The organism is Ferrimonas senticii DSM 18821, from assembly GCF_000422665.1.
GTDB classification, from domain to species: domain Bacteria; phylum Pseudomonadota; class Gammaproteobacteria; order Enterobacterales; family Shewanellaceae; genus Ferrimonas; species Ferrimonas senticii.
Genome location: NZ_AUGM01000001.1, coordinates 298,388 through 313,248, shown reverse-complemented (window position 1 = coordinate 313,248; position 14,861 = coordinate 298,388). Strand labels below are relative to the sequence as shown.

Genomic DNA, 14,861 nt, shown 5'->3' with positions numbered 1-14,861 from the left:
TACGACAGTCCTTTAGCGAAAACCGACGGTGATATTGCTGTAGGTGAAGTTGTTGTTGGTGCCATCCACCAGCGCTTCTTCCAGATCCAAATCCAAACTGCGCTGCAAGTCGATGCTTAGGCTGCAGTAGTAGCCAAACACCAGTTCAATCCATGGCTCTGGCGCCAACTGCCAGCCTTCGCTTTGCCAATGGTGTTGGCGCTGCTGCCAGAAGCTCAAGGCACTGATTGGCTGCTCGGCCGCCAGCGCCTGTTCAAAGTACAATTCAACCTCATCCAGCGCCCAATCGCTGATGTAGTTGAGTACCTCCAGCACCTCGGCCTCAACCTCAACACCATCACGGCCGCGGGTTTCATTGCTGGTTTGGGTTAATTTGCGCAGCTGCTGCACAATCCCCACCAGCGATTCCTCTTGGGCGGCGCTGCGCACATCCGGATAACCGCCGGTGGCCATCGCTGGTGCCAGCTTTAACTCCTGCGGCAGATCGTCGGCAAACGCCAGATCCGGCGCTAACTGATATTCCGGATGCTGACGCAAATAGCGCGCCATCCCTTTCAGCTGATTGGCCTGTTTTACTTGGCGGCGCAGACGGAACAGGCTTTGCCGCATCTTATCAATCACGTGTGCCAAGCGTTTTAAGGCATCGCGGTACCAACGGACGAAACCGGTAACCTTGCGGGCGAATTCGGTTGGCGCGGTATCAAAGATCCAGTCGTAACAGACTTCCGGCTCAATCTGCTGCAGCTCATTCAACAGCTTTTGGGCGTAGCTAAGCGCCTTTTCGTTTTCCCGTACCTTGGCGTTCAAGGTGCCGACAAAACCAAACTGGCTGGAGATGGCGTAGTGCATGTTATCCAAGCTGTTGTTAAGGCTATCGCGGGCCTCAAACACCAGATCATCAAACTGATCCAGATAGTGCTCGGCGTCGTCCCACTGCTCAGTCTCAAACGAATGGCGGTAATCGTGGATGGCATCTTCCAACGCCTCCATCACCTTGCCCATGTCGGTCAGCTGGCGATAGCTGCTTTGATGACGCAGCAGTTTGTTCAGCAGTCGCTTAAGATCCGCCGCCAAGCGATAATCGCCAAGCTCCTCCTCTGGCCGCAGCAACTTGGCTTTGTGCAGCGCCCGCAACTGACTGTCGTTGTCGCTGCCGGCGCTGACGCTGCCATCGACATAAGCGGTACTGAGCAGTTGGTCGGCCTGACCAATCTGCCGCAGTAGCGCCGCAACGATGTCTTTATCGTAGGCACTCATTACAGCAGCAGCTCCGCCTGTTGCTCCGGCTCTGCCACCTCAGGCAGTTCCAGTTTTTCGCTGTCGTTCAAAAACTCAATCAGCAGATAGATCAGATCAAACTTAGCGGTGGCGTAGTAGCTGTTGCTGCCTTGGGCGTGGCGCACCAGATAACCAAGCTCTTCCAAGCGGCTAAATACCGTGCCCAGTTGATCTCGCAGTTCAACCCGGCTGGTTTTAAACGGCGGCATGTTAGTCAGTCGGCGCAGCTGCTCAGCCAAGGTTTGGTCGTGCTCAAACACCTCTAATAGCGCGGTGAATTTGATGCTGTCTTTGGCTCGCAGAGGCGTATCGGCGCCGGTGGCTTGCAACAACATATCCAGCCACTCGACTAATGGCCGGAAGTGACTGCGCATGCTGGAAAACAGCTCGCTGATCTTTTGGCGGTTGCTGTCATCCACACTGTTGTAGGTGCAATAGAAGGCATCGGCGGACTCAAAGTGGGTCAGGCTGCGATCCAGCTGCTGTAAAAAGGCATCCACCTGAGCGCGGTTGGCTGGCACTTGCAGGTATTCAAACTGGTCGTTAAACGCGGTTTGGCAGATCACTTTGCCGGCCAGCAGGGTTTCAACGGTGTGCTTAAACATGAGAGGCCGCCTCGGTTGCATCGGTAGTGACTGACGGCTTGGCAGCGCGCGCCGCCATCAGTTGCTCCAGCTTCGACATCGGCACATGGGCCTGATAGATCTTGCTGTCTTTGAGCTTGTAGTGGTTTTTGTAAAGCGCCAACACTTGGCGATCGGTGGCAGGCGATGCCGACAAAATCTGAATCGCGTTGTCGTCGAACATGGTCAGCAGCAGCTTGATGTTCTCTGCCGCCAGTTCGCCCAGTTCATCCACCGGCAAAATAATGGTGCTGGCGCGCTTGTGGCCATCGTTACTGTCGCCGCGTAGCATCGCCAACAAGCCGGCAAACAGCGACAGCATCGCCAAGTAAGACAAGCCGGTGGAGCTGACTTTTTTCAGCTGACGGGCATTACGGGCTCGTTTTACTTGGCCTTTTTCAGTAATGACAAATTCCAAGTCGAACAGATCGTTGTGCTCCAGCAGCACCCCTTCGGATGGCAGCACCCGCGCCAGCGATTGCATCGCCGCGATTAAGTCGTCTGGGATCTCTTCGTTGATGTCCTGCAGCTGATCTTTGGCCATCTCGTAACATTCCGAGAAGCGCTTCAGCGGGCTCCAGTACTCCAGCTGATCCAACTTGGTGACGGTGCCAACACTGATCTCGGCAAAGGCTTCAAACTGCGCCAGTTTGGTGACTCGCTCCGACAACTTACGACCGACGTTCTTGATGCGGCGATCGAAGTTCTCCAAGTGCTGGTAGAACTCATTGATCATCGCCGAGTTGGTCTGAATTTGCAGACTGGTGGAGGCCTTTAACTGCCCTGCCCCAGCCAGCAAATCGCCGATTGGATCGCGGTATTTCAGCACCGCTTCGCTGCCTTGGTAGTGATCGTTATCCGCCACCAGCTTGACCCAAGATTCGTACAGGCTGCTCTTGCTGTGTTTGCTGCGCAAGGTGCTGGCAAACGCGCTGATCTCACGATTCAATGACTTTTCCAGTGCACTGAACTTATCGTGATTTTGCTTAACAAAATCCGCCAGCAGCGCCGCTTGATAATCCGGTAACTGCGGATCTTGTGCCGGGGTCAGCTCTAACGCTTCACAGGCTGCGGCGGCGCGCGACAGATGCGCCAGCAAATCTTCGATGCGTTGCAGCTTCTCTTTCGCTTTGTCCAGATCGCCGCGCTGCTTGTTGCTGCCGCTGTCGTAGTCGCTCTTCAGCTTGCTTTGGCCGTTCTCCAAACTGGTGACCTGCTGCTGCAGCTCCATCAGCTGCTGACCCAGTTCATCACGCAGATGGTATTGCTGGGTCATAAAGAAGCGGTAATCGTTGGCTTTTTGCTGGTATTCGCTGCAGGCCACCAGTTTGGCATTAAGCTGTTTGCGCAGTTGATGGCAACGATCGATCTCGCCATCGGGATCGACTTTATCCAGCGCCTGTTTTTGCTGGCGCTTGTAATCGCTGCGGCGTTCGCTGCTGCGCGATTCTAAGGTTTCCAGCTGGGCTTTTAAGGTATCAAGCTGGCTGTCGCGATCAGTCTCGACATCAGCGCGGGCCTCCAGCGACAGGTTATGCAGCTCGTGCTGCTGCTCTTGTGCCAGTTCGGTTTGGGTTTGCTGCTGCTGGGTTAACTGGGCTATGCGCTTACGCAGTGCCTCGGCTTCGCTGTCGAGCTCGACCAATTTGCGCTTAACGCTGTCATCGCGCAGTCGCAACTGTCGCTCTAACTGTTGTTGCAGTTGGTCGATTTGACCGGCAAAGCGTTTCTCTTGCGCCTGAGCGCCGCTGTGCTGTTGCCGTACCGCCGCGATGGTCTTCTCTTGCTCTTTCAGTAGCTGCGCCAATTGGCTTTCCAGCTCAGCGTGCTGCTGAATTTGCGCTTCGAGCTCGGCTAACTGCTCCCGCAGCTGCGCTTCATTGCGTGCCAGCGGGTTGTTGTGCTGCAGCGGTGCCAAGTCGAGCTTAACCCCATACAGGCTTTGCAGGCCGTCACCAAGCCACTCTGGGCTTAAGTCGGTACGAGACAGCAGCTGCGGCGACAGCAAACTGCCGATGGTCTGTTTCCAATCGGCAATCTCACTGTCATCCAAAAACTGCTGCAACGAACCGGCTTTTGGGTTCAGTTGCAGCAACAGGGTGTCGTGCGCGCTCTGCAGTTCATTACGGCGTTTGCTTTCATTGCTTTGGCGGGTCAGCAGGTGATCCCGTTCCCGCTCCGCCTTGCCCAGCTGTTCGGTTAGCTGCGACAACGCCAACAGGTGTTGGTTACGGCCAGACTGAGCATCAGCAAGTTGCTGACGGCACAGTTGCAGCGCGGTTTCCTGTTCGATATCCGCTTGCGGGTTGGCGCGGGCGTCACTGTTGATCTTGAGTTGATGCTGTTCGGTCAGCAGTTGCTCTTTCAGATCCAGCAAGATCCCATCTTGCTCTTGCTCCAGCTTACGGCGCTTTTGCTGGTAGTTATCGTTGATGGTGGTTAAACGCGCCGCCGCCGCATCACGAACCTCGCTCATCTGGCCATTGAGTTTGGCGCGCTCATTAGAGAGTTCTAGCTCGAGCTTATGCAGCAGCTCGCGATATTTATCGGCCACCTTGGCGACGTCGCCTTCAAGGCTCGACAGCAGCTGCTCAACGTCTTGCAGCTCGGCATTAAAGCGCGACTTCTCATCGGCTTTTAATTGGTAACTGGCGGCGTCATCGGCATCGAAGTCGGCTTTTTGATCGTCTAATCGGTCGCACTGGGCTTGTTTGGCCATCAACTGATCGCGAGCGTCGGTCAGCCGCAGTTGCAGCTGTTCACGCTCATCACGGTAGGCTTTTTCCAGTGCTTTGAGGCTATCACGCAGCGCTTTGATGGCGTGCTCTTGCTCGGTTTGCTGGCCGCTTAAGCTGGTTTGTTCGCGATTGAGCAATGCCAACAGGTGGCGCAGTTGCGCCAGATGCTGTTCCAGTTCGCTAAATTCACCCTGCCAACGAGTGATTTTGTCGCTAATGGCGTGCACTTCACGGCTGGCTTGTATATCGCTAAGCCAACTGCCGATCTCATCTTTATTCAGCTGCATCGGCTCGCGATGATCGCCGCCTTGACCACGGGCAAGGTAATCGGCAGTAATCGCCACCAACATCCGTTTGACCGCATCAAAATCGAGGTTTTTCTCGATGGTGCCGTTGACCACTTTATCGACGTGCGGCATCGGCACTTGGCTAAAGGCGAAGCGGCGCTGCAGCTCCCGAATGGCGGCGCTGGTGCGGCCTTCGCGCAAGTTTTGGATCACCTGACGATATTGGGCCACGTTCAGATAATTCGACTTATAGACGTTACGGCCGTAATTACGCTCGACTTCGCTGACCTTAAATGGCCGGTGATCACGGCCAATAAAGCAGTCCTGCTGATAGGGCGCATCAATCAGTTTGTATTGAATGGTACGGCCGCCGCTGGAGCTGGCCACCATGCAGCAGATCTGTTGCTGATATTGGTCAACCCGCTGGTATTCATACACCAGCAAACTGGATTCCCGCGGCAGGTAGTAATCGACGAAGTTTTTCGCCTGATCGACTTTCGATACGATGTCGCCTGGGCGCATCCCATAAAACAGCGGCAGCAATCGCATCAGCGAGGTTTTACCCGCGCCGTTGGTGCCCTCTAACTGGGTGTGGCCATCAAAGTTAATCTCGTTAACTTTGCCCTTCCAAAAGCTGTCGATGACGATGATACGACGCAGTCGAAACGTCTCTTGAGCCATGCAAAATCCTTACAAACCGTGGCGATGCCAAGCCCAGCACCGGGCGGCATAAAAGCAGATAGGTGAATCAATCAAGATTACCCTGCACGCTTGGGCCAAACAACCGCCCAACTGGGCTTAAAAAGCACGGCGCGAGACTTTGCCGAAAATAGCAGCAAGGATGAATCAAGCTCGTGACCAAGCAGGCGAATTTGCCAGCAACTTGCGCATAAAATCGACCAGCGATCGTCATCGCATCACGGTTATTACCCGCAACGGCCTTTTGGCAGTTGAGAAACTGACGCACCGCGTTAATATGGGCGATTCTCAGGGGATCTTGAGAGCCTCGGCTAAGCTGAGGTATCGGTAATTTCGAACTCGTTGGAGAACATTTCGAACATGACAGTGGCAACCATTGTTGAAGTCCTAAAAGGCGACCACGCGGTCGGCGCAGAAGTAACGGTACGCGGCTGGGTCCGTACTCGCCGTGACTCTAAAGCTGGCATTTCCTTCCTGGCCGTGTACGACGGCTCCTGTTTTGATCCAATTCAGGGCGTGGTACCTAACGAACTGCCTAATTACAACAATGAAGTGCTGCGCCTGACTGCCGGCTGCTCTGTTGAAATGACCGGCGAAGTGGTTGAGTCCCCAGGACAAGGCCAGCAATTTGAGATGAAAGTGACTGCCGTTAAGGTGGTTGGCTGGGTTGAAGATCCAGACACCTACCCAATGGCCGCTAAGCGTCACTCCATCGAGTACCTGCGTGAAGTAGCGCACCTGCGTCCACGCACCAACATCACCGGTGCGGTGATGCGCGTACGTAACTCATTGTCGCAAGCGATCCACCGCTTCTACCACGAGCAGGGCTTCATTTGGGTATCTACCCCAATCATGACCGCTTCTGACTGTGAAGGCGCTGGCGAGATGTTCCGCGTGTCCACTTTGGACATGAACAACCTGCCACGCACCGACAAGGGCGACGTCGATTACGACAAAGACTTCTTCGGTAAAGAGACCTTCCTGACCGTATCTGGCCAGTTGAACGCCGAAACTTACGCCTGTGCCCTGTCTAAGGTATACACCTTCGGGCCAACCTTCCGTGCGGAAAACTCCAACACTTCTCGCCACTTGGCAGAGTTCTGGATGGTTGAACCAGAGGTGGCGTTTGCCGATCTGGACGACGCCGCTAAGCTAGCTGAAGGCATGCTGAAGTACTGTTTCAAAGCGGTACTGGCTGAGTGCATGGACGATCTTAAGTTCTTTGAACAGCGCGTTAACAAAGAGGTGATCACTCGCCTGCAATCCTTTGTTGAAGCGGACTTTGCTCAGGTGGATTACACCGACGCGATTAAGATCCTGGAAGAGTGCGGCCGTGAGTTCGAATTCCCAGTATCTTGGGGCATCGACATGTCTTCCGAGCACGAGCGCTACTTGGCGGAAGAACACTTCAAAGCCCCAGTGGTTGTGAAGAACTACCCGAAAGACATCAAAGCGTTCTACATGCGCCAAAACGACGACGGCAAGACCGTTGCGGCAATGGACGTACTGGCCCCTGGCATCGGTGAGCTGATCGGTGGTTCCCAGCGTGAAGAACGTCTGGAGCTGCTGGACAAGCGCATGGAAGAGATGGGTCTGCCAAAAGACGAGATGTACTGGTACCGCGATCTGCGCCGTTACGGCACCGTGCCGCACGCCGGTTTCGGTCTGGGCTTCGAACGCCTGGTGTCCTACGTGACTGGCGTTGCCAACATCCGCGACGTGATCCCATTCCCTCGTGCACCACGCACCTGTAACTTCTAAGCGTTCGCTTGGAAGCAAAAACCCGCCGTTTGGCGGGTTTTTTGTTGGCCAATTACATCAAGTTAGTTAGATCGCTTTAAAGGTAATACTGAGCTTATCTTGGTACTTGCCCGCCCGCGGATGCGATTTGGGCTGAGTGCTGATTTGCAGGCGTACATCATTACTTAACAGCGGCCGCCAATAGGCGCTCTGTAAGGGATACGGCATTTTGTTAATGCTAATCCGGTAAGCGAAATACTGCTGTGACAGTGTGTCGTGCACCAGTTTTCCCCGGTTGTCGCTGTGCACCCGCATTAGCACCATGCTGTTGCTGCGCACTTTGAAGTCAATCTCTTTGGTTACCCCGTGCGTTAGCTCGCCTAGTTCGACTAGATATTGACGATGGCTGCCGCTGATCCACGGTTTCGGTAACACGGTAACCTCTACGCGTGGTGGCACGCGGTAGTGTACTTGCTGCTTTTGCACGCGGTTATCAACGCTGGCGGTAGCGCGAATAATCTGGCGGTAGTCCCCGGCCTCAGCCTGTCCGGCAGTTGGCAACCGCAACCAAAAGAGCGTAAGCCCAGATGGGTCTAAAGGCAGCCGATAGCCGCCGTTACCGGCAATCGGCAATTGCCGGTACTGATCATCCAGCAGATCCGCCGGTAACCGATGGCCGCGGCTAGTTAGACTTAGAGGGCGGCGATCCTCTGCCGATAAATTCATTGCCCGCAAACAGTCACGGGCGGACTTATCAACGTTGACACTCCCTTGCAGCAGCACCTGTTCGGAAGTCGTTAGCACAGTAGCCGATGCCGTTTCAAAATGCAGCCGCCAATTGCCCTGGCATTGCTCGCCCGCTAACAAAGGCAATGGCAACAACGCCAGTGCCCACAACATCGATTTAACGGTTTTCATGGTTGAACTCCTCAAAACGAATTAGCGGCAAGCGCATCAGCACCGGATCGGTTTCGTTTACCGTTAGCGTGGCGCGGTAATGGCCAAATTGAAGTTGATAGCGGCCAGCGGCAAGACCGTCTATCACAAAGCGACCGCCGCGATTGGTAAACAGCGAAGCCACCGCCTTGCCATCTTGGCTTAACTGGCCAAGCTGCCCAGCAATCGGCTCGTCACTGGCATTCACCGCAGTGGCAATCACCGTACGAATGGCGTCCGATCCCACCTCGATGTGATGCACGGTTAAACTTCCCGGCTGGATCTGTTCAACACCGGCGCCAAGGCTGTACCCCAGCGGCGCATTGGGGGCATCGACGGTGACAATGTTTTGCTCATGGGGGCGGCTTAGTGGGATCACCCCACCAATATTGGTGGTGGCCAATGCCTCGGCACCGTTCGCGTCGCCGTTGATCTCGACCACCGTGTCGCCCAAGGTGAGATGGGCACTGATCACCAGCGCCGGCCCATTACTTTCGCGGCCCCAACCCCACGCCCCATCGGCAAACACCAAACTGCTGTTTACGCTGCTGTACGCTTGATTGCTGTGCCGGTCGCCGCTGCGATCGTGCTGAAGCTCGACGGTGCCGCGCCAACGATTGGCGTTGTAGTCGGCAGCACTGCGGTAATGCTGTTGATTGTCTTGCCACTCGGCCGCCAGTTCATAACCCAGCTCACCAACGCGGTTTTCACTGAAACGGTCAAGCTGGACACGATTCAGCTCGTTATCGCCATCGTAGCTGTAGGAAAGGTTATGGCGGTTATCGATAAGGTCGAAATTCAGTTCAAGGTTGACGTAAAACTTATGATCGCGCACGCCATCCAACCGTTCCTGTTCAAGGTAGGCGGTTAGGTTTAGGCCGTCGCGCCGCCACGCGACACTTACGTTGGCGCGGTAGCTGTAGTTGTCGCGTTGATGACCTTCGTAGTAGCTGTACAGCCCAAGTTGCCACTGCTCTGATATTTCCCAGCGATAATCCAGCGCCGCCGATTGCATCTGCTCTAACACCGGATCCAACCACGGCGTATCAACAAAATCGTCGCTCCATTCATAACTTAAGCGCAGATTCGGCGAGCCATAGCCGCCACTACCAAACACTTGCTGCTGATAATCGATGCTGGCTTTGCTGCCGTTCACCTTAAGTGGATCGTACTGGCTGGCGCTAACGCGCAGCGCCACGTTACCCCAATCACTGCCAACAACCTGTGTAGTACCAACCACTGCGCCCAATTGGTGATATAAGCCATTGAACCCCAGCGTCCACCCATCACTTACGCCGTATTCCCAAAAGGCCGTGGCGGCTACATCGTCGTAATCGATGTCGTTTTCTAACTGGCTAGAGGTCGCCCCCAGATAGACACCAAAATCGCTGATCCCCTGCCGCAGCAACTGCGCGTTGTAAAACTGGCTATAACGCAGGGTTTGTTTTTCGCCGGAGTCGTAATCAATCTCGATGCGGATGTCATTGGCGCCATCATTAAGCGGCAGATCGCTTAGGTTGTAGCGGCCCGCCGTTAACCGAAGCCTATCGATATAGATGCCGTTAACGTAAATCACTACCGCCGCCGAATGGCTTAACTCAAAGAATTGACTGCCGTCGTTACGCAGTTCTTTATAAGGTTGCAACTGTTGATACAAGCGTTCCCAGCCAATACCGCCCAAGGCCACACTGGCCAAGTGGCCGCCACCGCCGGTATCCACATCCCCCAGCGTTACTCGCCACGGTTGTTCGGGGTTGTCGATATACAGTTGGGTGCTGGTGCGATACAGCTGCTGTTCGCTGTTGTCATCGCGGTAGTGCAGCCCATATTGCAAATTGATGCCGCGCTCGCCATACAAATTGACGGCGCCAAGCAGATCCGCGTCTAATTGGCGCAGGTCGTCGTTAAAGCCATGTTGATATCCCACATTCAGATTGTGCTGAATGCCCACGGTTGCTGCGGTTGAATAAACCGCGCTGTGGCCATTGCTGCTGGCAAAACCAATGTTGCGGGTGCGCTGCGATTCCGACGCCAGCGCTAATTGCAGTTCTAGCGTTTGCGGATCCAAACGAATATCAATGCCACGCTGCGCCAGCTGGATTGGGGTTACCTGCGCTTGCTGCGCCAGCCAGTCAAGCAGCGGTTGTGGCAAATGATGCCGTAACGTTTGCGCCACCTCTGGCCCCGATAACTGCTGCAACGCCATGCCATCGGTGGTGGCTAGCACCTCACCAACGGCAATGCCCTGCTCTTTGATCGGCAAGGCAATTTGCCACTGCGCCGCCACCACTGGTGCACAAAGCAGCGCCATCAACGCAACGGGTTTCATAACGGCTGTATTGCCACCGAATCCACTGCGGTTAACTTAGCGGGCACCACCGCAGTTAACGGCAGCAGTAAAGGCAGATTGGGCAATACGTAGTTGGCGGGGCTAACCGGAGAGATTTCTGACCACGGCAATTGAACTGTGTGGCCTTGATGGCCAAATTCAAACTGATAGCCATCTAGCGGTGCAACGCCATTACCAAGGTTATCAATTCGCAGTTTGCCATCAACAATCGACGCCGACAGGTTTAGCGCTGGTTTAGGCGGATCAACAAACACCAAGGTGGCAAAGTTAAACAGCATCTCCACCCCAGATTCAGTTGGTTTGTTATCAAGCGACACTTGCTCAAAACTGATCCGATACGATTCACTGGCGCTTAAGCCTGGCTCGCCGATGTAACGCACCCGAAACGATTGAAACTGCCCCGGCGGCACCATCGCTTGCGGCGGCAACACCATAAAATCATCGCTGGCAACCAGCTGTTCTTGATATTGCCCATCAACAAGTCGCTTGCTGATCACCACTTCAACCGCAAGCGGCTGGTCACCGGTGTTTACCACCCGATATTGCCCTTGGGATTTGGCGCCGGCCGATTCAAGCAGTTGCACCATCGGTTCGACTTGAAAGGCCAAGACTGGTAAACAAAACAGAATAGAAGCAAGCAAAGTAAATAGACGCATAACTGAACGCTCTAACTAACCAATGTCTGTTCCAGAAGGATGCAGAAACTGAAAAAATTTGATCTTGCGTCAGCGCAAAAAAAGCGTGCATTGGCAATGCACGCCTTTTATTAATAGTTATCATTTGGGGGTAATTGTTGCCGTGATCACATCAGAATAAATACCTGCAGCGGCGGTTGCAGCTGTACCAAGGGGTTTTATCTTGAATGATTTAGTTTGATGACCTACGTTCACATTTCCACTAATTTGAGAAATCATCTGTGGTGTTTTTAAAAAGAAGGATTTGCCATCGATTTCAGCTTCATATTCGATTTTGTCGCCGGCATCATTTAAAAAGAAACCATTATTTTCTGAAGTATATGTAACATTATTAGTGCCAGATTTATTATTACACCAAATAGTCACACTTGCAGTTGTTTGGAATGAGTTATCTACCAAATTTAATGAAGTGCTGCGATCGCCACCATCGTAAGTTTCCAACACACAACGTTCGTCGACCTGACCGCCAATTTTCCAATCGCTAGTATCACCACCATTTTCGTAATCAAACGCCATTGCCGAGCCGGCGACTGTGGTTAATACGATTGCTAATAGTGCCTTTTTCATGGTTGTTACCTCTCCGTCATTAATCAATTGCGACTCGTACATGAATGGTGTCGCGGTATGTTCCTGCTAATTGCCGACCATTGAGCGCAGGCGTGATGGAAAATTTGGTGTTTTGGCCACTCTGTTGCATTACCGAATGCCACTGCTTATCATCAATATCAAACTTATTACCGGCGATATGTGCAGTGTAATGAATCAGATTATCGCTACTGTCATCGTGGCGTAATCCGCCATTTTCAGAGCGGTATAAGGTTTCAATTCGGTCGCGACCATCATTACAAACAACCGTTATTTTTGCGGTTGCTTGGCGCTTTCCTTTGCTGCCATCAAGAGTTAAGTTGTCATGGTCTTTAATTGGCGTAACTTGTAACTGACAGCTTGCTTTAACGGTGCCAACAATTTCCCACTGTGAATGATGACTGTCACTGTGATCATGACTTTGCGCAGTCGCGCAAGTTGTTAGTAATATCAGTGCAAGCCATCGTTTCATCACGTTGTTAATCCGTGAGCAAAGTTGATGGCTAAAGTTTATAAACTGCGGTTATTGAATGGATCGGCCATGAGCATGATTTGCCAAAGCGTTGTGGGATGATAAAACCTAGCCGTCATTACAACTTTGTAACCCAATGCAACTTTGGCTTTACTTAGTGGGTTTCATATTGCAAAAGTTCTTTTATTAAGCCTTGGCGCGACTCAACCCCAAATTTAGCCAATAACTGCGATACGTGGCTTTTTACCGTATGAACGCTAATAAACAGCGTATCGGCAATCTCTTGATTACTTTTTCCTTGCAATATCTGTTGCACCAATTGTTTTTGTCGTTTGGTTAAATCCATTTGCGACAGCATAAACAACATGGTTTCAGGGCTGGATGGCGTTGATTGCTGGTAGCGCCGAATGGCAAAGGCGGTGACTTGCCGCGAAAACCAGATCTCACTTTTAATCAGACCACGCAGCACCCGTGGGTATCTGTCCAGCGGCATCGATTTGGCCACCACCCCAGCATAACCATCCAACAACATTTGGATCTGCACCTCATCTCCATCGCTATCGCATACCGCCAACCACTGCCATGCGCAGGTTTTAAACTGAGTCAGATCGACGGTCGCCAAGGTGCTGCAATCCACCACTACTATGTGATTGTCAGGACATTGGCGAAGGGCTTGTAACACAGATAAGTCTTGATGACAGTGGCGGCGTAGCTCCGGCATGCTGCCAGTAAGCACCATCTGCAGGTGCTCTAGCCAATAACGATCACTGGAAAACAGGTGAATAGAATGCAGCATGTGAAAGCCTTTTCACTTGGTCACATAAGCGTCTATGCAACAGTATCCAACTCTGCCTCGGCCAACATTGCGTTGGCGCAAGCCTAAGTTGTTAGAACCAATCCACTAAAAGCCAACAGGATCACACTTTTGTTATTTGCCATTGAACTTGAGCCACTTGCAATTTGATTCTGCCAAACCGGATCTATAGACTCGCGCCGCAAATTACATCCGCCGAACCACTGAGTTTTTCAGAGGTTCGGTTTTTTATATTTGCTCGCTTGCGTCCCCAGAGGAAGAGTTCATGTCCAAACCACAAGCATCCCACGCTGATTGCAACTTCAGCGCCAAACTCGACCAATTCTTCCAGATCTCCCTGCGTGGCAGCACTGTCCGCCGTGAAGTGATCGCCGGTCTGACTACTTTCCTCGCGATGGTTTACTCGGTCATCGTTGTTCCTTCGATGCTTGGTGCTGTGGGCTTTGATAGCACCTCAGTATTTATCGCCACCTGTTTGGTTGCGGCATTCGGTTCACTGCTGATGGGCCTGTGGGCCAACCTGCCAATGGCGGTTGGTTGTGCGATTTCCCTAAGTGCCTTCTTGGCGTTCAGCCTGGTGGCTGGTCAAGGCGTCGCTATCCCAACCGCACTGGGTGCGGTGTTCGTTATGGGTCTGGTGTTTACCGCCATTACCGTGACTGGCGCCCGTCAATGGATCCTTAATAACCTGCCAGCCGGTATTGCCCATGGCACCGGCGTCGGTATCGGTCTATTCCTGCTGCTGATCGCCGCCAACGGCGTTGGCCTGATTGTCAAAAACCCACACGAAGGTCTGCCGGTGGCACTGGGTGACTTCACCTCGTTCCCAGTGATGATGTCACTGTTTGGTCTGGCGGCGATTCTGGGCCTAGAGCAGCGCCGCGTCCCTGGCGCCATCCTGCTGGTGATTGTGGCAATTTCTGCCATCGGTCTAGCGGTAGATCCAAACGTGACCTTCCACGGCATCTTTGCCATGCCAAGCTTCTCTGCCGAATCTTCACTGATTGGTGCGATGGATCCGATGGCAGCGCTGGATCCTCTGGTACTGCCTGCGGTACTGGCTTTGGTGATGACCGCCATCTTTGATGCCACTGGCGCCATCCGCGCATTGGCTGGCCAAGCGGATCTGATCGACGATAAAGGCCAGATCATCAATGGCAACCAAGCCCTGACTGCCGATTCTGCGACCTCCATGGTAGCCGGTATGGTTGGCGGCTCCCCAGCGGCGGTTTACATCGAATCCGCGGCCGGTACTGCTGCTGGGGGTAAAACCGGTTTGACCGCGGCGATCGTTGGCGTGCTGTTCCTGCTGATGATCTTCCTGTCACCACTGAGCTACTTGGTACCAAACTACGCTACTGCACCAGCCCTGATGTACGTCGGTCTGTTGATGATCCGCAGCATCGCTAAGCTGGATTTCAGCGATTACGCCGATGCCATGGCAGGTCTGCTGTGCGCGGTATTTATCGTGCTGAGCTGCAACATTGTTACCGGCATCATGATCGGCTTTAACTGTCTGGTGATTGCCCGTCTGTTCTCCGGTCAATGGCGCAAACTGAATGCCGGCATCGTGATTTTGGCGGTGGTGCTACTGGCGTTTTATGCCGGTGGCTGGGCCATCTAAGCCGTTTACAACCTCGGTGA

The 14,861-nt window shown here is 53.4% G+C and carries 12 protein-coding genes; 3 read left to right on the top strand and 9 right to left on the bottom strand.

Annotated features, from left to right (window positions below):
• Nucleotides 1-12: 12 nt before the first annotated feature.
• Genes G506_RS0101450 through G506_RS18420 form a run of 3 tightly spaced genes read right to left on the bottom strand, consistent with a single transcriptional unit; the run spans nt 13 to nt 5,607 of the window.
• The gene (locus tag G506_RS0101450) at nt 13-1,257 is read right to left on the bottom strand and encodes a hypothetical protein (RefSeq protein WP_028115325.1); all 1,245 of its coding nucleotides are present in this window, start codon (nt 1,255-1,257) and stop codon (nt 13-15) included.
• Nucleotides 1,257-1,883: a condensin complex protein MksE gene (locus G506_RS0101445; RefSeq protein WP_028115324.1), complete on the bottom strand. Its 627-nt coding sequence runs from the start codon at nt 1,881-1,883 to the stop codon at nt 1,257-1,259. The genes G506_RS0101450 and G506_RS0101445 overlap by 1 nt, the downstream gene beginning before the upstream one ends.
• A complete protein-coding gene (locus G506_RS18420; RefSeq protein ID WP_051201806.1) occupies nt 1,876-5,607 on the bottom strand; it encodes an ATP-binding protein in 3,732 nt (1,243 codons plus the stop codon). The genes G506_RS0101445 and G506_RS18420 overlap by 8 nt, the downstream gene beginning before the upstream one ends.
• A gap of 160 nt (nt 5,608-5,767) precedes the next feature.
• On the opposite strand from G506_RS18420, the gene G506_RS20815 reads away from it, so the two are divergent.
• Both G506_RS20815 and asnS read left to right on the top strand, forming a co-directional pair.
• Entirely contained in the window at nt 5,768-5,956 is a 189-nt protein-coding gene (locus tag G506_RS20815) for a hypothetical protein (protein ID WP_156904754.1), read from the top strand.
• 29 nt (nt 5,957-5,985) lie between these two features.
• Nucleotides 5,986-7,386 carry an asparagine--tRNA ligase gene (gene asnS, locus G506_RS0101435; RefSeq protein WP_028115323.1) on the top strand — a complete coding sequence of 467 codons (1,401 nt, stop codon included), beginning with the start codon at nt 5,986-5,988 and terminating at the stop codon, nt 7,384-7,386.
• A gap of 66 nt (nt 7,387-7,452) precedes the next feature.
• On the opposite strand, the gene G506_RS0101430 is transcribed toward asnS, so the two are convergent.
• The 6 genes from G506_RS0101430 to G506_RS21200 form a co-directional block, all read right to left on the bottom strand.
• Entirely contained in the window at nt 7,453-8,283 is an 831-nt protein-coding gene (locus G506_RS0101430; RefSeq protein ID WP_028115322.1) for a hypothetical protein, read from the bottom strand.
• On the bottom strand, nt 8,270-10,630 hold the full coding sequence (locus tag G506_RS0101425; protein ID WP_028115321.1) for a fimbria/pilus outer membrane usher protein: 2,361 nt from the start codon (nt 10,628-10,630) through the stop codon (nt 8,270-8,272). Before G506_RS0101425 ends, G506_RS0101430 begins: the two co-directional genes overlap by 14 nt.
• The gene (locus tag G506_RS20250) at nt 10,627-11,238 is read right to left on the bottom strand and encodes a fimbria/pilus periplasmic chaperone (RefSeq protein ID WP_169628057.1); all 612 of its coding nucleotides are present in this window, start codon (nt 11,236-11,238) and stop codon (nt 10,627-10,629) included. Before G506_RS20250 ends, G506_RS0101425 begins: the two co-directional genes overlap by 4 nt.
• 189 nt (nt 11,239-11,427) lie before the next feature.
• Nucleotides 11,428-11,913, bottom strand: a complete 486-nt coding sequence (locus tag G506_RS0101415; protein WP_028115320.1) for a hypothetical protein — start codon at nt 11,911-11,913, stop codon at nt 11,428-11,430.
• Between the two features lie 19 nt (nt 11,914-11,932).
• Nucleotides 11,933-12,403, bottom strand: coding sequence for a hypothetical protein (locus tag G506_RS0101410; RefSeq protein WP_028115319.1), 471 nt, complete (start codon nt 12,401-12,403; stop codon nt 11,933-11,935).
• Nucleotides 12,404-12,557: 154 nt separating this feature from the next.
• Nucleotides 12,558-13,199: a helix-turn-helix transcriptional regulator gene (locus G506_RS21200; protein WP_028115318.1), complete on the bottom strand. Its 642-nt coding sequence runs from the start codon at nt 13,197-13,199 to the stop codon at nt 12,558-12,560.
• A 283-nt stretch (nt 13,200-13,482) separates the two neighbouring features.
• Here G506_RS21200 and G506_RS0101400 point away from each other — a divergent pair, with 283 nt between their 5' ends.
• Nucleotides 13,483-14,841, top strand: coding sequence for an NCS2 family permease (locus G506_RS0101400; RefSeq protein ID WP_028115317.1), 1,359 nt, complete (start codon nt 13,483-13,485; stop codon nt 14,839-14,841).
• The last annotated feature ends 20 nt before the right edge of the window (nt 14,842-14,861 follow it).

Bases quoted from the DNA above. Each gene is read 5' to 3' on its own strand.
- G506_RS0101450 (WP_028115325.1), bottom strand. From the start codon at position 1,257: ATGAGTGCCTACGATAAAGACATCGTTGCGGCGCTACTGCGGCAGATT.
- G506_RS0101445 (WP_028115324.1), bottom strand. From the start codon at position 1,883: ATGTTTAAGCACACCGTTGAAACCCTGCTGGCCGGCAAAGTGATCTGC.
- G506_RS18420 (WP_051201806.1), bottom strand. From the start codon at position 5,607: ATGGCTCAAGAGACGTTTCGACTGCGTCGTATCATCGTCATCGACAGC.
- G506_RS20815 (WP_156904754.1), top strand. From the start codon at position 5,768: ATGAATCAAGCTCGTGACCAAGCAGGCGAATTTGCCAGCAACTTGCGC.
- asnS (WP_028115323.1), top strand. From the start codon at position 5,986: ATGACAGTGGCAACCATTGTTGAAGTCCTAAAAGGCGACCACGCGGTC.
- G506_RS0101430 (WP_028115322.1), bottom strand. From the start codon at position 8,283: ATGAAAACCGTTAAATCGATGTTGTGGGCACTGGCGTTGTTGCCATTG.
- G506_RS0101425 (WP_028115321.1), bottom strand. From the start codon at position 10,630: ATGAAACCCGTTGCGTTGATGGCGCTGCTTTGTGCACCAGTGGTGGCG.
- G506_RS20250 (WP_169628057.1), bottom strand. From the start codon at position 11,238: ATGGTGCAACTGCTTGAATCGGCCGGCGCCAAATCCCAAGGGCAATAT.
- G506_RS0101415 (WP_028115320.1), bottom strand. From the start codon at position 11,913: ATGAAAAAGGCACTATTAGCAATCGTATTAACCACAGTCGCCGGCTCG.
- G506_RS0101410 (WP_028115319.1), bottom strand. From the start codon at position 12,403: ATGAAACGATGGCTTGCACTGATATTACTAACAACTTGCGCGACTGCG.
- G506_RS21200 (WP_028115318.1), bottom strand. From the start codon at position 13,199: ATGCTGCATTCTATTCACCTGTTTTCCAGTGATCGTTATTGGCTAGAG.
- G506_RS0101400 (WP_028115317.1), top strand. From the start codon at position 13,483: ATGTCCAAACCACAAGCATCCCACGCTGATTGCAACTTCAGCGCCAAA.